The following is a 19,000-nucleotide window of genomic DNA, read 5'->3' on the forward strand; positions in this document are numbered from 1 at the left end:
TTGTTCTAAAAGGCACTCTATCGGTTCGATGGCTTTTCTGTCTACTGCCAAGCGCCAAAAACTGTCCGAAGTATTGAATTTAGAGTTAACTGCAAGTACCAGAGAACAAATCGTCAAACAAGCAACTAAGCAACTACTTGAATATAAGATAGATTTACTGAACAAACTTTATAATATAGAGTTCGTTCCACCTCCAAAAGTAAAGCTTGGAGGGTTGGAACTGATGCAAGAAGCATTCCAAAAATTCAAGGTTTTGCTATCGCCAGTAGCTAAACAGTATAACTTGAGAGTGCCGAAAGGTGTGATGTTTGTCGGACCGCCAGGGACTGGTAAATCTCACGCCGCAAAAGTCTGCGCTCAAATTATGGGAGTACCGCTAGTCCTGGTTGATTGGGGAAATTTCAGAAGTGAGGGCGATCGCGCCGAAGTTAAGTTGCAAAAGTTGCTCAAGCTTGCCGATCGCCTCAACCAAATCGTCCTCTATTTTGACGATCTAGATAAGGGATTTGCTGGAGACGACGACCTATCGAGACGGCTGGCAGGTCAACTATTGACTTGGATGCAAGAGCGTACAAGTGATGTGGTCGTCATTGCCAGCGTTAATCGCATGGAATGGTTGCCCCCAGAACTGACTCGCGCTGGCAGATTCGACTATATCTACAAAGTAGACTTGCCCAACAACGGCGAACGCCATGCTATTTTCAAGCTGCACGCTGCCCGATTCGATTGCCGTTTCCGCAGTGGTGGCGATCCCTTTACTGAAGCCGAGTGGCGGCGACTGCTCAAAGCCACAAATAGATGCGTGGGTGCAGAGATCCAGACGATTGTAGAAAGAGCAGCAGCCACTACTTTCTACGAAATGCTAGCCACTGGCGAAATCGATGAGAATTGTCAACCTCAACTGGAGCTTACAGTTGAAGCACTGTTGAACGAGCGCAAGCAGATGAATCCTTTGGCTATTAGGGAAGCAGACAGAGTGGAGTCCATGCGTCACAAAGCAGATATCCAAGGACTTCCTTCTTCTCCCATTGATGACAGTATTTATGCCAACGGTAATGTTGAGATCTTCAGGTAGAACCAATTCCTCAGCACTCACTCCCCATGCATTGCTAGTACCCACAGCAATGCTACAGAGCGCGATCCTTATTTGCTTTCTAATATTTAAATCCTATGAAAGAAAACTCTGCTGCTAGCCAAAGTTCCAGTCAAGCAGGCAAATGCAGCACCGATGAAATTTACCTGAAAATTCTCAACTGTATAGGACCCATCGCAGGTATTCTCGTCGCTGTCGTTCCTGTTACCTTTGCCTTGATTCCTACGCCAGCACAACAATTACCCATCGAAGCTTACCTAGTGATGCAAGCGCGAAAGATTGAACTCGAAGTGGCACGAACGCCAGAACAAGTGGCTGCTGGTCTGAGGTTTCGCTCCTCCTTACCCCTAAATCGCGGTATGCTTTTTGTGGTGAGCCAACCCAAACCAGTCAAGCTGTGGATGAAAGATGTATTAGTACCACTGGATATCATCTTCATTCGCAATGGTACGATCGCATCCTTTGTAAAAAATGCTCCTCCCTGTCCGCGATGGAAAAGTTGCCCGATTTACGATTCAGTTAAACCAGTTAATTACGTCCTAGAGCTACCAGCAGGCAGTGCTAATAGACTTGGAATACAACCAGGTAGAAAACTGGATGTTAAGTTTACCAAAGCGATCGAGCGATCTTGTTATGAAGCTAGTAAGTGCGCGATCGCAGCATCATACACCCCACTGGGGTAAATACCAAATGTTTTCGCCAAGGTACGAGCTATGTCAGCTCCAACAATATAAGTGCTATTGTCTAGCAGTATAGCGTTTGGATCGCGCTCATCTGGCGGTATTAGCGAGTGCCAACGGATCGATCGTACTCTGGGTCGTAGGCTGCACGTTGCTCAAACGGAATCGCTTGGGCAACTTCCTGTGGCATCGTCCAAATCTGCACCTGGATGCCAATCGCCTTCAGGGTACTCATCGCCACTCGATCGAGATTGGCATCAGTAACGGCGCGAGAAGCAAGTACAATGCTTTTGGTGGTACCGTCGCTAGTCTCGGTTCGAGATTGGCTTTCTGCTATTGTTTGCGCCAATAGATTGCGGTCATGAAGTGATGCCATTGCCCGTCATCACCCAACACATGCGAGGTCATGACTCGGCGATCGTCGCTCTCGAACTCGATCGCGTCTTTGTACTTTGCCATCTTCCCCTCGCCAGTCATAGCAGGTCCCTCAGAATTGAGCGTTAACACCTTTTCAGCCGCGTCCAGTTCGCCACCGTCGTACACCCAGAGGTATGTCATCATCGACCCGATCCACGTCCCCACGTACCGCTGCTGCTGCGGGTCGTAGCCGAGCGTCATCAGAGTGGTAGCGCGACCGCATCCAGGCATCTCGCCCTGTCCTTCAGCCAAAATCCATAGTCCACCAAGCGATCGCACGCTCTCAGTTCCCGTCGATTTTTCGGCAGGTCGATCCGCTCCCATCTTGACTTCAATCTCATACGTCCACTCACCAATGAGTTTTTGCAGCCACTGATGTTCCTGTTGTGGTGCGGTATTCATGGTTGAGTTCTGTTGTGTTTTGGTTGTCTCCATTGTTTTAGCTCCTGTTGATGAATTCTTCAAAAATGCGATCGCGCCAAATGATGGAAATTCAAAACTTGTACTAGTACATAAATACTATTATCTTCGCTCTGCTGCTCGACAAGCTCTTTGCTTAAGAAAGAGATACGAAGCAGGTTGAAACTGGCTTAAAGGTGTCGCGTCTCGACTGGCGGGGACTGAAAGTTATCGTTACGCCCATCGATATAAGTAATCGGCGCACTCACGAGTTCGTCAATATCCACATTATCGAGACAGGTGACATGGACGGCATAGAACTTGCCACCTTCTGGTGTATCCCCCCAGCCAAACGATCGTACTCCGCAGTGTTTGCAGAATAAATGATGAATTGTCTGCATGTTGAACTGATATTCAGTTAATTCAGCTTTGCCTGCAAGTAGCCGAAAAGCATCTGGGTTGACTGTGGCGAGCCAGATTCTCGTCTTAATGCAGATCGAGCAATTGCATTTGAAGGTACCTTGGCTCAGATCGATGTCTGCTTCATAGCGGACTGCACCGCAGTGACAGCTGCCGATGTATGTCTTCTTCATTTGTGCATCCTTAACACAGGTTCAACTTCATTCGATGGCACTGGGTTCCATGTACACAATTTCCCAAATGTGACCATCTAGATCCTGAAATCCATGTGCGTACATGAAGCCGTGGTCTTGGGGTTCGTTATAGGTTGTGCCACCAGCCGCGATTGCCTGACGAACCATTTCATCGACTGTTTCTCGACTTTGGGCAGACAAGCACACCAGCACTTCGGTGCTTTTTGTGGCATCACAAATCTCTTTGGGCGTGAACGTCTTGAACTTTTCATGGGTCAAGAGCATCACGAAGATGTCCTGAGAGACGATCGTGCAAGTGGCAGTTTCATCGGTGAATTGAGAATTGAATTGGAAGCCGAGTTGAGTGAAGAATTTGATCGATTGGTTGAGATTTTTAACGGGTAGGTTAACAAAAATTTGAGTACTCATGGTTTCTGCTTGTCAGATTTGTTACAGCTAAAAAAGTGGCGAAAAGGCTTGAGGTTTGAGTTTAGGGGAGATAGCGAAAGTTCAAGTCGTCTGCTCGCAGTTGACCATCCACGGCGTGCCGAACCGATCGACCAACATCCCAAAGCGGGCAGACCAAAAGGTTCGTTCGAGCGGCATCTTCACCTTGCCATTTTCAGCTAGAGCGTGAAAAATTCGTTCTGCCTCGGCTGGTTCGGCAACGCTCATCTGCACGTAGAAGCCTTGGGGTGTTTCAAAATACCCAGGCGGACTGTCAGACCCCATCAGGAGGCGATCGCCCACTTCGAGGCAAGCGTGCATAATTTTGTCGTGCCATTCAGGGGAGACATGCTCTGCCGAGGGTGCTTCCCCGTGAGTTAGCATCATGGTAATCTCGCCGCCGAGACACTGCTGATAGAATTGGAAAGCTGCTTCGCAATTGCCGTTGAACATGAGATAGGAATTGATTTTCATAGCGTGTTCCTTTTGTTAGTCCAGATCGATGTCGTTCTTGTCGAGGCGAGTTGAGATCGATCGCTTGGCAGCGTTCAATTGGTAGTACAAACTCGCCCCGACAAAATTTCTATGGGTTGAGGGTGAAGACTGCTTGAGAAGTCTCTGGATCGAATGGCACCGAGATGTGTTCGTGTAAAATCTGCCAGTTGTCCCGCTTTTTCTGGCAAACAGCGGTGGCGCGCATCCACGTTTGCATGGCGGGATGGTCTTGTTCCCCTTTAAAGCGAAATAGCCAGTGAGCAACCGCTAGATTGTCGTTGACAGTCATGGTGAGATCTAGCGTTTCCATCTCGAAAGCGTCTGGAAAGTAAGGCAAACAGTCTTGCCACAATTGACGCACCGCGTCTTTACCTTTTGTTTGGAATGGCGGTTTGACATCAAAGAGAATGACATCTGTGGCATAGCGAGACATAATCCAATCCACGTCTTTTGTGCAAATAGCGCGTTGTTGCTCGGCAATCAGTTGGCGAATTTGAGCTTTATTGGTTGTCTGGGTATTTTCTGCTGTTGTGGGATGAGAATGTGGCATTTCTGGGAACTGGTCTACGACTTGCTGAATATCCGACGGGAAATCATCAAATTCCTGCACTTGACGGATTTCGATCGTCTCGTTGTCTGAAGCAGGACAGCGAGAAGCCCATTCAATCGCTTCCTCTTTCGAGTTTGCTTGAATCATCCAGTAGCCACCCAGCACTTCTTTCACATCTGAGGAAATCCCTTGGGTCACTTTTGGATTTCCCCGATTGAATGTAATTCGCGCCCCCATTGAGGGTGGATGAAGCCCTTCAAGTGCAATCAGTACGCCAGCAGATGCAAGCGATTCGTTATACTTCATCATGGCTTCCACCGCTTTGGGATCGGGCATAGCTCCTGGAGCCGCATTCTCATAGCCTTTGGGAATCATGAGCAACATAAATCGCATTACAGTATCTCCTTGGGTTTTCAGTTTTTGGGGTCAAGGTTCTGGACAGTTGGAGCGGGATTATTAGCATTAGGCGAGCTGAATCTAGCAGAGACTAACTCTGTGGTAAACCTGCAACTTCGATTACGGGACGGATTTCGACAGTGCCGACTCGCGCACCTGGGATTTGACTGGCAATCGCGATCGCTTCGTCGAGATCTCGGGCATCGATCAGGAAAAACCCACCCAGTTGTTCGCGGGTTTCGGCAAAGGGTCCATCGGTTATCAGCGGTTTGCCGTCGCGGACTCGGATGCTGGTGGCTGTCGCGACAGAGTGGAGCGGGGCGGTGGCGAGATACTGCCCGTTGGAGTTGAGTTGCTGCGCGAGTTGTGCGGATTCTATATAACATTGCTCCCGCTCGGTTTCGCTCAGGGCATCTTCTTTGAGGTAGATCAGCAGCACGTATTTCATTCCATTGCCTCCGGTTTTCCCTTTATCAATAAGTCGAACGGCGATCGCTCAAATCGACACCTTGTCAAAAATTTTTTATCATCAGATCCGAATCGCGATCTACCTGGGTTGTTTACCTTGATAAATGAGTCGAACGGTAACTGCTCAAATCGACACCTTAGCAAAAATTTTTTCATCGGGTATGGCTCCAAACGCAAAGTCAGCAGATGTCACTCAAGCGATCGCCTCCGTTTATCGGGCGGAATGGGGGCGGATCGTCGCCACGCTAATCCGACTAGTTGGTGATTTCGACCTAGCCGAAGAAGCAGCACAGGAAGCATTTACAGCCGCTGTCAGTCAGTGGTACTCTAGCGGCATTCCCGCTCTCCCACGAGCGTGGATTATCCGAACCGCTCGATATAAAGCAATCGATTGCCTCCGCCGCCGGACGCGACTGACGGAAAAACTGGAATGGTACGCCGCTTCTGGATTAATTCCAACCAGCGAGGAGCCGACCTACGACAGTAATGAAATTCCCGACGATCGCTTGCGTCTAATCTTCACCTGCTGCCATCCAGCACTAGCGATCGAAGCTCAAGTCGCTCTAACGCTACGAATGTTAGGCGGACTTGAGACAGATGAGATTGCCCGCGCGTTTCTCGTGCCCACGACGACAATGGCACAACGACTCGTGCGTGCCAAGCGCAAGATTCGGGATGCAGGGATTCCCTACAAGATGCCAGACATTAGCGATCTATCCCCACGGGTAGATGCGGTACTGACAACGATTTATCTAATTTTTAACGAAGGTTATGCGGCGACCAAAGGCGAGGCAATGGTGAGAGCTGACCTCTGCGCGGAAGCGATCCGGCTGGGGCAACTGGTACGGACGTTGATGCTACCGCAACCACCCTCAGAAGTCACGGCACTAGTGGCGCTGATGTTACTGCACGACTCGCGGCGCGATGCTCGGTTGGACGAAGCAGGCGATCTGGTGCTGCTCGAAGATCAGAACCGTCAACGCTGGAACCAGCAACAGATTGCCCAGGCATTGCCACTGGTAGAAGAGGCATTGCGCGGCGGCACGGGTGTGTTTGCATTGCAAGCGGCGATCGCAGCACTCCACTGTCAAGCGGCGCGAGCCGAAGAAACAGACTGGGCGCAGATCGTGCGACTCTACGAACTGTTGGAACGCTTGCAGCCTTCACCGATCGTATCCCTGAATCGGGCGGTGGCGATCGCGATGGTAGAAGGAGCTTCAGCGGCGCTCGAACTGGTCGATGCGCTTGCCACCCAACTCGACAGCTATCACCTGTTCCACGCCACCCGTGCCGATCTGCTGCGACGTATCGGAGCTTTAGAGTCAGCTGCTTTGAGCTACACGCGGGCACTAACACTGGTAGCTAATGATAGCGAACGCCGATTTCTGGAGCGTCGGCGGCGCGAAGTTCAGCCCTCATAGTCAGCAAATGCTCGCCGCGCATACGTGTTGGCAACAACGATCGAAAACTTGTCATGAAATACTGACGAGCGATGGCGTAGATTCATGACTGCTTTTTGTCCCAATGTCATGACTGGGATGATGGAGACGTAAACTGTGCAAATAACTCCGCCCCTGTCATGTTCTTAGTTTCATTGGCAAAGGAGTAATATGCTGGTTTTTCGTCGATAAAAACTTGATGCTCGAACACAAAACCTTCATCATTATCAAGAATTCCTGCTGGTATGTAGTATTGTTGATTTTGTTTCAATCTGTAAAACAGATGACTACCACACTGTTTACAGAATCCGCGCTCCGCCCATTCTGAAGATTGATAAATCCCAATATTTTCTTCACCCAGAAAGCTGACATCGCTGCCACAATCAACTACCAACAAAGCTCCTCCACCCCACTTTCTACACATATTACAATGACACGCCCCTACGCGATCGTTCATGCTGGTTGTAGAAAGGCTTACCGCTCTGCATAAACAGCTACCTGTTGCAACACCTGAATTAGACATATTCTGCTCTCCTGCAATTATTTGCTACCCATACATAACTATTTATTCTGCTGCGCTCTTTATACCGCGCCCTGAGTCAAATAACTGACATTCAACATTAATTAATCAAACCTGGTAATCGATCGCCGCTCGACCTTCATCTGCTAACAATATCAGTAACTCATGCCACAACTGCCGAGTAATGGAACATCTCCAAGACTCGGCACTGCTAACCCTTTAGCCTTGGATCTAGCCGTCTGATGTTTTTATCAGATGTCATTGATGAAAACCGCGATCGCAGTTGCGGACGGACTGTGAGTGGGAACCGCAACCAGGGAAGCAGTACTCTCGAAGCACATACTTCTTGAGGTTCTAATTTTTTCCTCCGTATGGAGGAGTAAGTTAAATGTTTTAATTAATACAATGTAATGTCAAGACAATTTATAAAAACAGTTGGAACGATGAATATGATTGCTTGAGTAATTTTGAGCTTAGCTGCTGGTGTAATTACTAGAGCTGTGCGTCATAGTACTAGGGTGTAATCTTTTAAAATAACCTTCTATGCATCCTCAAAGCTTTCATTGAAGTAATCTGGGAACCTTGCCAATCGCAAAGACTTGACAATTTACGGCTAAAACTCCAAGCACGCTTGAGATTAATCTAGCTGTTTTGAGTACGCTTGTTGCCATCTTCATTTATTGTGCATTTGGAAAAGAATTTGTCTTCCTAAGCATGTAACCGTATTAAATTATCAACTTGATTCAAAATGACCCAAACGGCACTCGATCGATTTTGGGAGCTGGTATCAGGGGCAATTACCCTCAACCCTAGAGCATTTGAACTAATTCAAACGCTCCCTTGGAGTACGAGGACAGCTCTATATATTGTCATAATAGCTGGCTTTTCCCAAGCGCTCGGTCAGGGTATTGTCTTATTCATCAACCGAGTTAAGCCATTTCGCTTCGTTCTCAGCTTGCTAATTGCATCAATTTTATTCGCTTTTAGCTACATTTTCTGGACGCTTAGTACCTGGATTGCCAGCCATCTTTTGTTATGGGATGCTTCTTTTTTAGCAGTAGCGCGAACTCTAGGACTTGCTTATGCGCCTCTAATGCTGAGCTTTTTTGTTGCCTTGCCATATCTTGGCGTACCAATCTCCATCTTGCTTTCAATCTGGAGCTTCAGCGCATTTCTCATTGGTTTGCCAGTAGCGTTAGGGATCGGCTTTTGGCAAGCATTTTGGTGTAGTGCATTAGGCTGGGTCGTGTTTCAGGTGTTACAGCGTACCATTGGTCGTCCAGTGGCGGCAGTCGGTCGTTGGCTAGCAAATATAGGGGCAGGAGTCAAGTTAGTAACAGATCTCAAAAAGTTAGAGCAAATTGTGGAAACTCGGTGGCAGCAAGTCTATGAGAACAATTTTACTAATCGGCAGTCGCGGCGCTAAAGGAGAGTCAGCGTGAGTCAACGAAGGCAGAAAATTATGATCTTAGTGGGAATTGGGTTAATTGTCCTACTGGGTGTTGCTTTCTCCTCTGCTTCAAGCACGTTGTTATTGAGAGCATACGAGACTTTAGGTACGATGTGGCAACTAGCGATCGACCTAGTAGGGATTGGGTCGATCGCTTTTATCTTTGCTGCCTTGCTGTCTCCTTTGGAAGCATTAGGCTGGTGGGCAGGGTGGTATGGCGATCGCGTGGATACTACTGTTGCGCCAGGGACATTAGTAGAACCCATTCCGACTAAAACAAAGATTATCCGCTATGCAGTCTACCTGGATGGCATTGCTCAGACAAATTTTCAGTACCTCCCAGAGGTGGATGTATTTCTCAACGAGTTGGCGGCTGTCTTACCAGATGACATCCTGATTATTAAAGGCTTAATGCCGTATTCTGTCTTCAACCGCCCCTTAACGCAAGGGCGAGTGCTTTCATTTCTTTGGCGCTTAGCCGATCGCCTGCAATCATCCAAGTCTGGAGGGATTGTTGGTGCTTTGCTGACTCTGACAATTTTACTTCGCAACCTTACCGTTGTTGCTGTTTCTGCTGACGGGCGTTACGGTCCGATCTACAATCAAGGGACAGCCCAAGTCATCTATAATAGTCTGCGCGGTCACGGCTACCAGCTTGGTAGCAAGATACCAATTACGCTGATTGGTTATAGCGGTGGCGGACAAATAGCAATGGGAGCAGCGACTTATCTCAAACAGGCATTGGCTGCACCGATTGATGTAATTTCTATAGCAGGGGTCATCAGCGGTAATAACAATGCTTTGCAACTGGAACACCTGCACCATTTAGTCGGTGACAAAGATCTGGTCGAACGTGCAGGTCCGATCTTCTTTCCCAAGCGTTGGCGGCTGTTCTTTTTGTCCTATTGGAATCGGGCGAAGCGTCGGGGAAAAATCAGTATTACGTCTCTGGGTTCAGTCGGTCATAACGGTGCTGGAGGACCGCTCGACCCAAATAAATTTCTGCCCGATGGTCGTAGCTACTTACAGCAGACAATAGATCTAGTGGCGGGAATTCTCCAAGGAAAGTCACCACTAGCTCAAACAACCACCCGAAGCAAAACCAGCAACTACGAGCTTTATCAGCAAGCAGCGTTTAATCAACCCAATTACTACCCCTTAAGCCAATCGGTCGATCCGCAACTATATCGCCCAATTGCCAGCTGGATCGGACGTTTAATTCTGCCTGCCTTTGAGCAACGCCGCTTTGTTAAAGGAGTTTTATTTGAAGTGCATCACACCGATCCGGCTCATCGACATTTAGTCGGTCAGATCGTAAATCTGCGCTGGAGTGACGATCCAAAAGTACAAGCGTATGTCCGAACTGTTACCAAAGACCTTCACTTCAGTGATGAGGCTCGCTACAGTCTTCGTCAGGGAATTATTCATCCGCATCGTCTCGATCGCTGGCAACAAGTCGATCCGTTGGAGTCATTAGCTGGAGCGCGACCGCATGACGATGTTATCGTGATGCTGCGCGATCGCGTAGAGGTGCGTACAAACACGGGAGACAATCGCCCAACCATAACCATCTGGCGCGAACCAGTGCAAATTACCGGACGCTTTTATGGATTGGTGAAATTTTTGTCGCCTTTAGAAAATAGCGATCGCTTTCGCGTAGTTCACTTTAATCGTACCTCTGGCTGTTTTGATGGAGTTGAGGAAATCGTGTGTCTTCCCCAAGTGAGGGCAGATCGAGAAGGTATTTTTCCCTCTACCAGTCGAGACATGGAAAAATCTCCACTGAATTCCAGTGGCTGGTATATTTATGGAGCAAAGGATAGCACTGGAATATTTGTGGTGCAGTCTCTTGCTCCCCTCGCCCTCATGCGCGTACAGCCCGATCGGGTAGTTTTTGGTAACAACGCAGCATTGAACTATCTCCAGAAAGAAACTTGGCGAAATGCAGCTGCACATAAGGGCAAAACTAGCTCGGTACTGTTGTCTCCTCAAGATGGAATTGAGGAGGCGATCGCCCAGTGGCAAGAAGGCGATCGCGCCTTACTCGTGCATGTCTACGGTGGGATTGGCGGTTCCCAGCGAGAAAAAGCTGCCCAAACGCCAATATTCTTCGGTCATTTTGCCTATGGGGTGGCGCAAGTGGTGCGGGAGCCACTGACTGATGAGTTACAGTTTGACATCAAATATTGTCAAGTTTACACCCACAACACTGATGGGCTGATTGCAGGGACGCTAGCCTGGAATCGTTATCTAGGCGATCGCTCTTTTGGTTGGCTGGGTACTCGTCCGGTTGCAGACATCCTGATTAAACTAGATGCCTTCACTAAAGAATATGAATTTCAGCAAATAAAGCGGTCTGCTTTAGATATCTCGATCGAGCAGTTAGAGGTGATGATGGCACGTTACCGAATCGGAGACGGTACTGGGGGAACTTACGTTGGACCCGCCCATAGCTGCTGCCAAGATTCTAATCAAGCACTCTACGCCGCACTCAAAAAGCTCTCGATCGCCGTTACGTTTAATTCTGAAATTCAAGACTGGCTGGTACAAAATTCAGAGCCAGCGCAACGTTTCGATCGATTGATGAAGTTAGGGAAATACATTAGGCGTAAACTACTGCCATTTGGAACTGCCCGTGCCGATTGGCATAACAACGAGAATACTCTGGGGATTAGTCCAGAAGAGGATGCTTTGGGCGGGCTGCTGATTGGGCTAGGTAGTTGGCGCACGATGCTACCTCGGCTTGCTAGTGAAACCATTACCAAACTGTTTATCGAGCAGGGAGCGTCGGTATGGGTGCTGCGTACTAATCAAGTAGGCGGGTACGACTCTAATATTGAACCGATTGCTCCCACTCCTATTGGTTGGTAAAGCAATAGCTAAGGAACTAGCGGTATCTACCATCCCTGTTACGTCTGTCGTATCTATCATCCCAGTCGTATCTGTCACCGCGATCGCGTCTGTCGTATCTGCGATCTCTACGATTATCTACTAAGAACCTAGCTCGGCAACCATTCCTCACCCAAATCCGATTTCTGTTGTAGCCCCAATTTCCATCACAACTAGCATTAGATAATCGCCTGATGAGTCTCACATCTCCTCTAGTATTGATTCGGCAAGTATTGCGTTCGCGATTATGACTTTCACAAGTTACAACCTGCTGTGCTGAGGCTGGAGTAGCGATACCGAGAACCGTACCCACCATAGTAAAGCTGGTCATAACAAGAGCGATCGTGATTCCTGAAAAGCGGCTAACCATATAAAAGTTTCCCCTGTTAAATAACAACAGCTTTAAGTATTAAGAGCTAGGGGCTGTATCTTTTGTTCCTAGTTCTTAGTAAGAATGTAACAATATGAGTTCTATCTTTATCTTTGTTGACAATCGGTTGCTGATGGCAAATATTGCTATTTAAAAATGTTTTGAAATAGCTAGAATTTATGAAAAGAATATCGGTTAAAAACTTGCTCGTACCAATGTTAGCTCTTATTCAGTTTCTGTTTCTGCACGGAGACATTTTAAGTTAAATGCGATGTCTTCTCTCGCGGGCTGCTGAATTAATCCGACTCGTTGTAATAGTTCTCCAGCCGAATCAGGTAAGTCGATTGTCAAGTAATAGCTAGCTAACATCCCAGGACTAATATCTGTGTCTCTTGCTTTAGCTAATTGGAGCGGTTGTACAAATTGAACGGTATCGTCTGTTAGCCTAACTGCTCGATCGTCTGGCAATTCAAATACTGCCAAGCTAGCAAGCTACCATCAAGCCAGACTGGTAGTGCCATTCGGTAATTGAGCTAACACGATCTTTCTCCACGCGATCGATCTTTCGCTGGCGATCGCCTACTATTTGATGTGTGCTGTTGCGATCGCCCCTTCTATGTCCGACACATCTAGTCTACCCGTGAATCTTCAATCCAGTCAGACCGAGCATACTCTATCGTTGCCTTCGCAACAGATAAGCTACACAGCCTTGGCAGAATGGCAAAACTTATTCGAGCGAGAAAAGCCGATCGCGCAAATGTTTCATGTGGCGTATCTCGCTAAGACTGATACAGCTTCACCGCGACCGCTGACTTTTGTTTTTAATGGTGGACCTGGAGCTGCTTCTGCTTATTTGCACATGGGGGCGCTAGGTCCCAAACGCCTCTCTTTTGACGATCGCGGTAGTTTGCCAAAGCCACCCGTGCAAGTAGTAGAAAATACCGAAAGTTGGTTAAGCTTTACGGATTTAGTCTTTATCGATCCCATCGGTACGGGTTTCAGCCGCGTTTTGCCCCAAGAGAAAGAAACTCCAGAGCAGAAAAGCGAGAAATCTAATTCAACCGAGCCAGACTCATCCAAGGAAACTCAATTTTGGGGAGTCGAGCGAGACTTAAAGGCAATTGGAGAGTTTATCGTGCGGTTTCTGTCACGCCACCACCGCTGGCTGTCTCCCATTTTCATTGCGGGCGAGAGTTATGGTGGTTTTCGCGTGGCTAAGTTAGCTCACCATCTGAAGTGGATCCCAATGGTTGGACAGTTTGAAGGGATAGTTAAGCTCTAACCCAATGGTAAGCACTCGCTCCATCAAACAAGTTCAAGAGATTTCAAAGTTTTCCAATAAACAGTACTAGGAGTTTGATAATCTAATGCTTGATGAAATCTTTGTTCATTGTACCACTGAAACCATTTAATGATGTATTCTAACCACCATCCAAAGGAGCAAGATTACTGGTGCGAACAAGTCGAAGTTGAAACTTCTGACGGACAGACAACTTCGCAGGAAACTTACCTTCTGCGCGTCTATCCAGAAGCTTTCAATGGCTGCGACGCATATATGGACATACCTAAAACCCAAGAAAAGCCTGAATTCAAGAAAGTCCACGCTTCAAGGCTAGGTATTACATGGGAAGTTATTGATGATCCATCAGAGTCTCCCATCAATGGAATCTTTCGAGGCGACTACACAATGAACAATCCCCCTGCATGGATATTTGGTCTTAGAAAACTTCAGTAGTAGCGTGCTTTAGATAAACGGACACGCTGACTTTGATTTACTCAATGTGAGGAGGGACGCTAGTTTTAAGAGCCGCCGAGATATTACGCTGCCAGCCTATTAGGCGCTCGTCTCTCTTTAGAGACGGATCGATGGCTAAATCCGATACATATATCCAGAAGGTGTGTGCGGTCACTTCAAGGTAGGACTTGGAATAATAAGCTTGATCGCCATTCTCTTCCTTGGTAGACGCATGGTCGAACACCTTAGCACCGTTGCCATAGCCACAGATGAAGGCTTCGATGTGCTTACCAAGGGGCATGTACATCTGCTGCATGCACTCAGCAATTTGCTTGCCAAGGCTAGCGCGGAAGTTATTCCACTCGGCGTGGTCTTCCGGCTTGTCAGAGTGAGTAGCAGCAGCAGTAAACTTGAAGCTCCATGCAGGCATAGATACATGGAGATTTTTAGTTTTCGCAGAGTAAGGCGGGCGAACTAAGGCAGTCTCGGAGAGACCAGTCTCACCAGCTTTAAGTAGAGTGATAGTGCCGTAGTCGGGAGCGAGAGTTGGTGCCTCGCCGCTCTTGCGGAATGGGATATGACGCATCTGCAATTCTTTGTTATATACCTCGCTGGCGTAGTTATATACCTCGCTGGCGTAACGAGATGCAGGGCACTCAATAAAGTTACCGGCTGCATCTACGGCGATAATAGTACCGATGGCGAAGTAGACGCTTGCCCGAACTACAGCCGCGCCACTATTGCAGTGGTAAGCAACGGGAAGCCACCCCTTACAAATTAGCTCGTGAGAGAGTAGGTGATCTGCTAAACCTTCGGTGCCGAAGGTTAATACAGAGTTAGAATTAAACAAGTCGTCACCTAGTAGTTTGGCTGACATTGATACTCCTTACTTGTAATTGACTTTTGGCGAGAGAGTTGTCTAAGATTTGCCCAACAATAGTTAGGGGCGTAGCCTCTAGAGTTATATTTCCCGATTTGGAGGCGCGAATTGTCGGGAACTGACGTGGATCTTGAATGATGCGGATACTTTCAGGATTGTCCACATTAATTTGCCCGCTAACAAATACCATTGCTTCCCTGCTGTTGAATTTCTCTAGTTTCTCTCCTAACTCTTCGTCTAACAACAAAGATTCAATACCAGCGATCGCAGGCGAACCCATATCAGCTGTAATTTCCTCCGTCAAAATTGCGCGTCTGGCTCCGTACCTGCCTTATAAATCTCTCCATTAGAAGACTGGACGATAAATCCCTGCCCGTGTGTTTGAATGATGGAAAAATTCCCTACAACTTTCGAGCGTTCGCTATTTATTACTCCTTTAATGTGGGTAATTATTACTCCCTTCCCACCAGCGGATTAGCTCAGACACCAGAATATTCGCATCAACAACTAAGCGCATACTAATCGGACATAGATAAATCTAAAGCCTGACTGAGTTTTTCTTCATCCCAGCCGCTTTGGGCTAATGCGGTTTCTACTGTTCGGGAAAGTCGCATTAATGCTGCTTGAACTTCTCCTTCTTCTGAGTCCCTGACTGGAAGATAAAATCCGACGATCTTGCCGTGACGTTTCACCGCGATCGCTTCATCACTTGCTAGATAGTGTGAAGCTTTGTCCCTAAACTCGCGTATGCCTACGCTTTTCATTTTGACTCCCCAAAAGTGGTCACTGTGTGGTCACATTTTAGCAAGCTATCGAGAGCGATCGCGCAAGTTGACGATCTTTTCTTCACCAAGTTTGTTAATGAAGAATACGATCGCTGACTAATTTTGCATCGTATACTTCTGGGTGAATTACTGTCTTTTAGAGCGAAAGAGTCAACTAAAAGGCTCTAGTCAAAACTGTTACTCAAGGTGTCAGACCGATGTTGCAATCTATCAACCGTTATTCGGGATCGCTCGCCGGAGCAATAATTATATTTCTTGGTGTTGCCAGTTTAGTACCCGCGATCGCCACTGCGCCTGCCCCTCCACAACTTGTCCCAGCCAAGTTAAACGGTCAAGCAGTTTACGTTTTGTATTTGACCCGTAGTAGCGACAAAGTTTTAGTCCGCTGCTATCCAGGACAGCAACCCAAGGTGGAGGTGCAAGCGAAAGCCGACGGTACTAAAGAAGGGACTTTGACTTGTGGAAATTAAAGAAATTTAGCTTTCTAGAAATTTATGCGTTGCCAGAAATTTGCTGTTGTCTTGGCGATTTCCCTAGTCATAGCTTTTAACTTACCTGGTTTGGCACAAGTAGCAGAACAGCCTGTGGCGATTTTTCATGCCTTTAATCAAAACTATAACGATGTCAGAAAATTTGTCTGCCAACTTGCCGATCGAGGATACTCTCACATCCAAATTGCTCCAGCACAAAAATCTAATTCTAGCCAAGAGTGGTGGGCGCGATATCAACCCGTAGACTACGGCATTATCGAAGGTAAAGGATCTCAAGAAGATTTACGACAGCTAATCGCTCAAGCTCATAAATGCAAAATTAAAGTCATTGCTGATGTTGTTTTCAACCACATGGCTAACTTAGGTGGTGGCGACGATCTTGAAGACTTGTCTAAATTTCCAGGGCTGACTCAAGATGATTTTCATTCTGCTCCTGGTCATCCTGGCAAGAAACCCTGTGACATTAACTATAGCGATGGCAACAGAAACTCAGAACTGAATTGTTGGTTGGGGGGACTTCCAGATCTAAGATACACTGCCAACGTGAAAAAAATTCAAAAAGCGCATTTAAAGAAACTGCTCAAATTGGGAATTGATGGATTTCGATTTGACGCTGCCAAGCACATGCCAACAAATATTGTCAAAGAGTACGTCGATTATATTAATCGCGAAAGTCAAGGCAAGACCTGGAATTATCTAGAGGTGATTACAGATAGCGACACCCGTGCGGACGATTACAAATGGATTGCTGCTGTGACAGATTTCATTCTCTACAACTCGATGAAAGTAGCATTTACTAGCAGTGGAGATTTGCGATCGCTGCGAGTGCCAATAGCCGTAGATGACTCGCGTAGCGTTACCTTTGGCAGAAACCACGATACGATTCGCGAAATAAATTCTAGTGCGATTAACCCCTACGACGATCCTTCTGACTCCTACCTGGCAACAGCTTACGTACTAGCCAGAGAAAGCGGTACTCCTTTAATACTCAACTGGGATAACGCTGATGCGCCATACATCAAAACTGGTGTCAAGTTCCGTCAAATTATGCGCCAGTGCCTTAAAGCAGGTGGCAACGTCAAAGAAAATGTTTTGGCTGCCGTCGATCGCTCAACTGTCTTGTTGATGGAACGAGGCAACGAAGGATTTTTTGTTGTTAACAAAGCAGCAGGTAAATTCGATATTCCGATGCTGGATTTAACCCTGACGAACATAGAAGGATGTTATCGAGAATTACGAAATAACTTTACAGTTGCTGTCGAACGTCGCCACAACGGTCAGAAGTTTGTTACTCGCTGGGGAACGCAGAATCGAGGTGGTATGGAAGTCCAAGGACGCGATGCCCTTTACTTCATCCGAGAGCCTTGGCAGCAGTGTCAGACAAACAGTTAGCTTTTGCTTCTTCGCTCTGGCAAATGCAGCCGTAGAACCGACGGCGCGCGATCGTTCTTCGATCTCAATCGCTCTTATTTGATTGGGCATTTAGACGTATAGAAGATATACAACAGCATCAACTCGTTTCGTAGTTTTTCTCAACGCAGAACTCCGAAGAAAAATCAGAAGTTTATTAGCTGTAGTTGACGGTGGGAAAAGCCAAAATGATTGTTATCAAGAGCCTCTAAACAGAAAGCTCGATAAGTCTAGCTCTGATAATTCACTTCACTACAACTAGTTATCTGACAATTTCCAGCATGAAAACGCATTATGAGTTTGAGTCCGAAAGAAACGAATCTAGCTATACGCCAGCCAGCAATTATTTACTAAGATCGCAGCGCAGTAAAAGAACATGGCGGGAAAAGAGTTCAATTGCAGCACTCATGGCTGTGGCTAGTGGATTGATGATTGTAGATATTTCCCTTCACAATCTGGTGCTATCCAGTTTGATGTTTCTCACTTCAATCGTGTTGATGCTACCGAAAGAAGCTAATGCGCTACTGCTCAACTTTGAAAAGTTACAGCGAAAATACGGCATCAACATTTATACAATTTTATTTTTTGTTGTCTCTACGATCTTTATCATAGATTTTGCTTCAGCACCCGCCAGCGCCCAGTTCATGAACAACGCAGAGACGTTTTTCAGAAACACCACTTACTTTCCTGGTATTAACGCACAAGTCGTTGGATTTATTTTTGCAATTCTGCGCGGGTTATTTTTAATTTACTTGGGTATTGCTTTAGTACGTATCGTTCAAGCCGCTAGAAATGACGAGGACTGGCAGATCCTTGCCAGAACGCCAATCATTGTTGCCGTGACTGTTGTGATTGGAGATATTCTCGCTGGACTCATAGTAGGTGGTGCTGGCGGTGGTGCTGCCTAAGCAGCATCGAGCAACCCAAGAGCAAGCCTAATAGTATTGACAAGGAGTGGTGGTGAAAATCCACTCCCAGATACCAACCATACCGCCACGTCAACTGTTAGCACGACAGTCAGGTTATCCCAATTTTTACATTCCTGGTTCCACTTCTCCTCGTTCGAGTCAATAGCAGCATTCCTAAACAGAGTTTTCCGCCCAAGATTTAAAACATACAAAGTCATAAATGAGCAAGCAAGAACGCGAATTTCGCAGCGTCAACCGCGTGTTGGGACAGCAACCCCGCCTCGGTCCGTTCCCCGCCGACCAAATTCTTCCCTGGAGCGCGATCGCCTTAATTATGTATATAGCAGTCAAGGGATTTGGGCAACTATCCTGGCTGGCAACTGGAATCGCGATCGCTTGGGGTTGGGCGACATGGTGGACGGTCAGCGCCAATAAAGATTTTTTCGGTAAATTTATCGGCACGCCGCGAGTCACAAAAGGCTATCAACCATTCGCTTCGCTGACTGGTACGCCAACTACTAGAAAAACCAAGAAAAAAAGGCATCTACGTCGCCGTCGCTAATCTCTCAACCAACCCAAGTTTAA

At 47.1% G+C, this 19,000-nt stretch carries 27 protein-coding genes; 11 read left to right on the forward strand and 16 right to left on the reverse strand.

Going from position 1 to position 19,000, the window contains the following annotated elements; translation table 11 throughout:
• Together C7Y66_RS09765 and C7Y66_RS09770 are read left to right on the forward strand one after the other, a co-directional pair.
• A partial coding sequence (locus C7Y66_RS09765) for an ATP-binding protein (RefSeq protein WP_233222606.1) occupies positions 1–1,075 on the forward strand: 1,075 nt, incomplete at its 5' end.
• Between the two features lie 95 nt (positions 1,076–1,170).
• A complete protein-coding gene (locus tag C7Y66_RS09770; protein WP_106545425.1) occupies positions 1,171–1,776 on the forward strand; it encodes a DUF192 domain-containing protein in 606 nt (201 codons plus the stop codon).
• Positions 1,777–1,876: 100 nt separating this feature from the next.
• Here the strand turns inward: C7Y66_RS09770 and C7Y66_RS09775 are convergent, their stop codons facing one another.
• The 7 genes from C7Y66_RS09775 to C7Y66_RS09805 all read right to left on the reverse strand — a co-directional run bounded on the left by C7Y66_RS09775 (position 1,877) and on the right by C7Y66_RS09805 (position 5,518).
• A complete protein-coding gene (locus C7Y66_RS09775; RefSeq protein ID WP_106545426.1) occupies positions 1,877–2,122 on the reverse strand; it encodes a DUF5996 family protein in 246 nt (81 codons plus the stop codon).
• Positions 2,107–2,625: a DUF1579 domain-containing protein gene (locus tag C7Y66_RS09780; RefSeq protein WP_106545427.1), complete on the reverse strand. Its 519-nt coding sequence runs from the start codon at positions 2,623–2,625 to the stop codon at positions 2,107–2,109. The genes C7Y66_RS09775 and C7Y66_RS09780 overlap by 16 nt, the downstream gene beginning before the upstream one ends.
• 155 nt (positions 2,626–2,780) lie before the next feature.
• Complete coding sequence (locus C7Y66_RS09785) at positions 2,781–3,182, reverse strand: GFA family protein (RefSeq protein WP_106545428.1); 402 nt, start codon at positions 3,180–3,182, stop codon at positions 2,781–2,783.
• 27 nt (positions 3,183–3,209) lie between these two features.
• The gene (locus tag C7Y66_RS09790) at positions 3,210–3,611 is read right to left on the reverse strand and encodes a VOC family protein (protein ID WP_106545429.1); all 402 of its coding nucleotides are present in this window, start codon (positions 3,609–3,611) and stop codon (positions 3,210–3,212) included.
• Positions 3,612–3,692: 81 nt separating this feature from the next.
• A complete protein-coding gene (locus C7Y66_RS09795; RefSeq protein WP_106545430.1) occupies positions 3,693–4,103 on the reverse strand; it encodes a VOC family protein in 411 nt (136 codons plus the stop codon).
• 109 nt (positions 4,104–4,212) lie between these two features.
• On the reverse strand, positions 4,213–5,067 hold the full coding sequence (locus tag C7Y66_RS09800) for a YciI family protein (RefSeq protein ID WP_106545431.1): 855 nt from the start codon (positions 5,065–5,067) through the stop codon (positions 4,213–4,215).
• Positions 5,068–5,161: 94 nt separating this feature from the next.
• The gene (locus C7Y66_RS09805) at positions 5,162–5,518 is read right to left on the reverse strand and encodes a YciI family protein (RefSeq protein ID WP_106545432.1); all 357 of its coding nucleotides are present in this window, start codon (positions 5,516–5,518) and stop codon (positions 5,162–5,164) included.
• A gap of 181 nt (positions 5,519–5,699) precedes the next feature.
• On the opposite strand from C7Y66_RS09805, the gene C7Y66_RS09810 reads away from it, so the two are divergent.
• A complete protein-coding gene (locus C7Y66_RS09810; protein ID WP_106545476.1) occupies positions 5,700–6,959 on the forward strand; it encodes an RNA polymerase sigma factor in 1,260 nt (419 codons plus the stop codon).
• Here C7Y66_RS09810 and C7Y66_RS32865 read toward each other — a convergent pair.
• Together C7Y66_RS32865 and C7Y66_RS09815 are read right to left on the reverse strand one after the other, a co-directional pair.
• Positions 6,947–7,069 (reverse strand): hypothetical protein, encoded by a 123-nt coding sequence (locus C7Y66_RS32865; RefSeq protein WP_255409952.1) that lies wholly within the window; start codon positions 7,067–7,069, stop codon positions 6,947–6,949. The two genes, C7Y66_RS09810 and C7Y66_RS32865, sit on opposite strands and share 13 nt — an antisense overlap.
• The gene (locus C7Y66_RS09815) at positions 7,066–7,500 is read right to left on the reverse strand and encodes a GFA family protein (RefSeq protein WP_106545433.1); all 435 of its coding nucleotides are present in this window, start codon (positions 7,498–7,500) and stop codon (positions 7,066–7,068) included. The genes C7Y66_RS32865 and C7Y66_RS09815 overlap by 4 nt, the downstream gene beginning before the upstream one ends.
• A 745-nt stretch (positions 7,501–8,245) precedes the next feature.
• On the opposite strand from C7Y66_RS09815, the gene C7Y66_RS31735 reads away from it, so the two are divergent.
• Both C7Y66_RS31735 and C7Y66_RS09820 read left to right on the forward strand, forming a co-directional pair.
• Entirely contained in the window at positions 8,246–8,923 is a 678-nt protein-coding gene (locus C7Y66_RS31735; RefSeq protein ID WP_199197346.1) for a hypothetical protein, read from the forward strand.
• Positions 8,924–8,935: 12 nt separating this feature from the next.
• Complete coding sequence (locus C7Y66_RS09820; protein WP_199197347.1) at positions 8,936–11,818, forward strand: hypothetical protein; 2,883 nt, start codon at positions 8,936–8,938, stop codon at positions 11,816–11,818.
• Positions 11,819–11,834: 16 nt separating this feature from the next.
• Here the strand turns inward: C7Y66_RS09820 and C7Y66_RS09825 are convergent, their stop codons facing one another.
• The gene (locus tag C7Y66_RS09825) at positions 11,835–12,206 is read right to left on the reverse strand and encodes a DUF3011 domain-containing protein (protein WP_106545434.1); all 372 of its coding nucleotides are present in this window, start codon (positions 12,204–12,206) and stop codon (positions 11,835–11,837) included.
• A 225-nt stretch (positions 12,207–12,431) separates the two neighbouring features.
• Complete coding sequence (locus C7Y66_RS09830; RefSeq protein WP_106545435.1) at positions 12,432–12,689, reverse strand: DUF2808 domain-containing protein; 258 nt, start codon at positions 12,687–12,689, stop codon at positions 12,432–12,434.
• 133 nt (positions 12,690–12,822) lie between these two features.
• On the opposite strand from C7Y66_RS09830, the gene C7Y66_RS09835 reads away from it, so the two are divergent.
• Positions 12,823–13,488 carry a hypothetical protein gene (locus C7Y66_RS09835; RefSeq protein WP_233222608.1) on the forward strand — a complete coding sequence of 222 codons (666 nt, stop codon included), beginning with the start codon at positions 12,823–12,825 and terminating at the stop codon, positions 13,486–13,488.
• Positions 13,489–13,511: 23 nt separating this feature from the next.
• Here C7Y66_RS09835 and C7Y66_RS33345 read toward each other — a convergent pair whose 3' ends face one another.
• Positions 13,512–13,622 carry an integrase core domain-containing protein gene (locus C7Y66_RS33345; RefSeq protein ID WP_106545477.1) on the reverse strand — a complete coding sequence of 37 codons (111 nt, stop codon included), beginning with the start codon at positions 13,620–13,622 and terminating at the stop codon, positions 13,512–13,514.
• On the opposite strand from C7Y66_RS33345, the gene C7Y66_RS09845 reads away from it, so the two are divergent.
• The gene (locus C7Y66_RS09845; protein WP_106545436.1) at positions 13,618–13,941 is read left to right on the forward strand and encodes a hypothetical protein; all 324 of its coding nucleotides are present in this window, start codon (positions 13,618–13,620) and stop codon (positions 13,939–13,941) included. The two genes, C7Y66_RS33345 and C7Y66_RS09845, sit on opposite strands and share 5 nt — an antisense overlap.
• Positions 13,942–13,978: 37 nt before the next feature.
• On the opposite strand, the gene C7Y66_RS09850 is transcribed toward C7Y66_RS09845, so the two are convergent.
• The 3 genes from C7Y66_RS09850 to C7Y66_RS09860 form a co-directional block, all read right to left on the reverse strand.
• Positions 13,979–14,818, reverse strand: a complete 840-nt coding sequence (locus C7Y66_RS09850; protein WP_106545437.1) for a hypothetical protein — start codon at positions 14,816–14,818, stop codon at positions 13,979–13,981.
• Complete coding sequence (locus C7Y66_RS09855) at positions 14,796–15,125, reverse strand: hypothetical protein (protein ID WP_146149766.1); 330 nt, start codon at positions 15,123–15,125, stop codon at positions 14,796–14,798. Before C7Y66_RS09855 ends, C7Y66_RS09850 begins: the two co-directional genes overlap by 23 nt.
• Positions 15,126–15,339: 214 nt before the next feature.
• Complete coding sequence (locus C7Y66_RS09860; protein WP_106545439.1) at positions 15,340–15,585, reverse strand: hypothetical protein; 246 nt, start codon at positions 15,583–15,585, stop codon at positions 15,340–15,342.
• A gap of 218 nt (positions 15,586–15,803) precedes the next feature.
• Here C7Y66_RS09860 and C7Y66_RS09865 point away from each other — a divergent pair, with 218 nt between their 5' ends.
• The 3 genes from C7Y66_RS09865 to C7Y66_RS09875 all read left to right on the forward strand — a co-directional run bounded on the left by C7Y66_RS09865 (position 15,804) and on the right by C7Y66_RS09875 (position 18,415).
• The gene (locus C7Y66_RS09865) at positions 15,804–16,076 is read left to right on the forward strand and encodes a hypothetical protein (protein ID WP_106545440.1); all 273 of its coding nucleotides are present in this window, start codon (positions 15,804–15,806) and stop codon (positions 16,074–16,076) included.
• Positions 16,077–16,100: 24 nt separating this feature from the next.
• Positions 16,101–17,489 carry an alpha-amylase family glycosyl hydrolase gene (locus tag C7Y66_RS09870; RefSeq protein WP_106545441.1) on the forward strand — a complete coding sequence of 463 codons (1,389 nt, stop codon included), beginning with the start codon at positions 16,101–16,103 and terminating at the stop codon, positions 17,487–17,489.
• Positions 17,490–17,788: 299 nt separating this feature from the next.
• A complete protein-coding gene (locus C7Y66_RS09875) occupies positions 17,789–18,415 on the forward strand; it encodes a hypothetical protein (protein ID WP_106545442.1) in 627 nt (208 codons plus the stop codon).
• On the opposite strand, the gene C7Y66_RS09880 is transcribed toward C7Y66_RS09875, so the two are convergent.
• Positions 18,412–18,633, reverse strand: coding sequence for a hypothetical protein (locus tag C7Y66_RS09880; RefSeq protein WP_106545443.1), 222 nt, complete (start codon positions 18,631–18,633; stop codon positions 18,412–18,414). The two genes, C7Y66_RS09875 and C7Y66_RS09880, sit on opposite strands and share 4 nt — an antisense overlap.
• Positions 18,634–18,635: 2 nt before the next feature.
• Here C7Y66_RS09880 and C7Y66_RS09885 point away from each other — a divergent pair, with 2 nt between their 5' ends.
• Positions 18,636–18,977, forward strand: coding sequence for a hypothetical protein (locus C7Y66_RS09885; protein ID WP_106545444.1), 342 nt, complete (start codon positions 18,636–18,638; stop codon positions 18,975–18,977).
• Positions 18,978–19,000 lie beyond the last annotated feature (23 nt).

Origin of the sequence: Chroococcidiopsis sp. CCALA 051 (genome assembly GCF_003015105.1) — a bacterium.
Classification (GTDB): Bacteria; Cyanobacteriota; Cyanobacteriia; order Cyanobacteriales; family Chroococcidiopsidaceae; genus Chroococcidiopsis; species Chroococcidiopsis thermalis.

Bases quoted from the DNA above. Each gene is read 5' to 3' on its own strand.
- C7Y66_RS09770 (WP_106545425.1), top strand. From the start codon at position 1,171: ATGAAAGAAAACTCTGCTGCTAGCCAAAGTTCCAGTCAAGCAGGCAAA.
- C7Y66_RS09780 (WP_106545427.1), bottom strand. From the start codon at position 2,625: ATGGAGACAACCAAAACACAACAGAACTCAACCATGAATACCGCACCA.
- C7Y66_RS09785 (WP_106545428.1), bottom strand. From the start codon at position 3,182: ATGAAGAAGACATACATCGGCAGCTGTCACTGCGGTGCAGTCCGCTAT.
- C7Y66_RS09790 (WP_106545429.1), bottom strand. From the start codon at position 3,611: ATGAGTACTCAAATTTTTGTTAACCTACCCGTTAAAAATCTCAACCAA.
- C7Y66_RS09795 (WP_106545430.1), bottom strand. From the start codon at position 4,103: ATGAAAATCAATTCCTATCTCATGTTCAACGGCAATTGCGAAGCAGCT.
- C7Y66_RS09800 (WP_106545431.1), bottom strand. From the start codon at position 5,067: ATGCGATTTATGTTGCTCATGATTCCCAAAGGCTATGAGAATGCGGCT.
- C7Y66_RS09805 (WP_106545432.1), bottom strand. From the start codon at position 5,518: ATGAAATACGTGCTGCTGATCTACCTCAAAGAAGATGCCCTGAGCGAA.
- C7Y66_RS09810 (WP_106545476.1), top strand. From the start codon at position 5,700: ATGGCTCCAAACGCAAAGTCAGCAGATGTCACTCAAGCGATCGCCTCC.
- C7Y66_RS32865 (WP_255409952.1), bottom strand. From the start codon at position 7,069: ATGACATTGGGACAAAAAGCAGTCATGAATCTACGCCATCGCTCGTCA.
- C7Y66_RS09815 (WP_106545433.1), bottom strand. From the start codon at position 7,500: ATGTCTAATTCAGGTGTTGCAACAGGTAGCTGTTTATGCAGAGCGGTA.
- C7Y66_RS31735 (WP_199197346.1), top strand. From the start codon at position 8,246: ATGACCCAAACGGCACTCGATCGATTTTGGGAGCTGGTATCAGGGGCA.
- C7Y66_RS09825 (WP_106545434.1), bottom strand. From the start codon at position 12,206: ATGGTTAGCCGCTTTTCAGGAATCACGATCGCTCTTGTTATGACCAGC.
- C7Y66_RS09835 (WP_233222608.1), top strand. From the start codon at position 12,823: ATGTCCGACACATCTAGTCTACCCGTGAATCTTCAATCCAGTCAGACC.
- C7Y66_RS09845 (WP_106545436.1), top strand. From the start codon at position 13,618: ATGATGTATTCTAACCACCATCCAAAGGAGCAAGATTACTGGTGCGAA.
- C7Y66_RS09850 (WP_106545437.1), bottom strand. From the start codon at position 14,818: ATGTCAGCCAAACTACTAGGTGACGACTTGTTTAATTCTAACTCTGTA.
- C7Y66_RS09860 (WP_106545439.1), bottom strand. From the start codon at position 15,585: ATGAAAAGCGTAGGCATACGCGAGTTTAGGGACAAAGCTTCACACTAT.
- C7Y66_RS09865 (WP_106545440.1), top strand. From the start codon at position 15,804: ATGTTGCAATCTATCAACCGTTATTCGGGATCGCTCGCCGGAGCAATA.
- C7Y66_RS09870 (WP_106545441.1), top strand. From the start codon at position 16,101: ATGCGTTGCCAGAAATTTGCTGTTGTCTTGGCGATTTCCCTAGTCATA.
- C7Y66_RS09875 (WP_106545442.1), top strand. From the start codon at position 17,789: ATGAAAACGCATTATGAGTTTGAGTCCGAAAGAAACGAATCTAGCTAT.
- C7Y66_RS09880 (WP_106545443.1), bottom strand. From the start codon at position 18,633: ATGACTTTGTATGTTTTAAATCTTGGGCGGAAAACTCTGTTTAGGAAT.
- C7Y66_RS09885 (WP_106545444.1), top strand. From the start codon at position 18,636: ATGAGCAAGCAAGAACGCGAATTTCGCAGCGTCAACCGCGTGTTGGGA.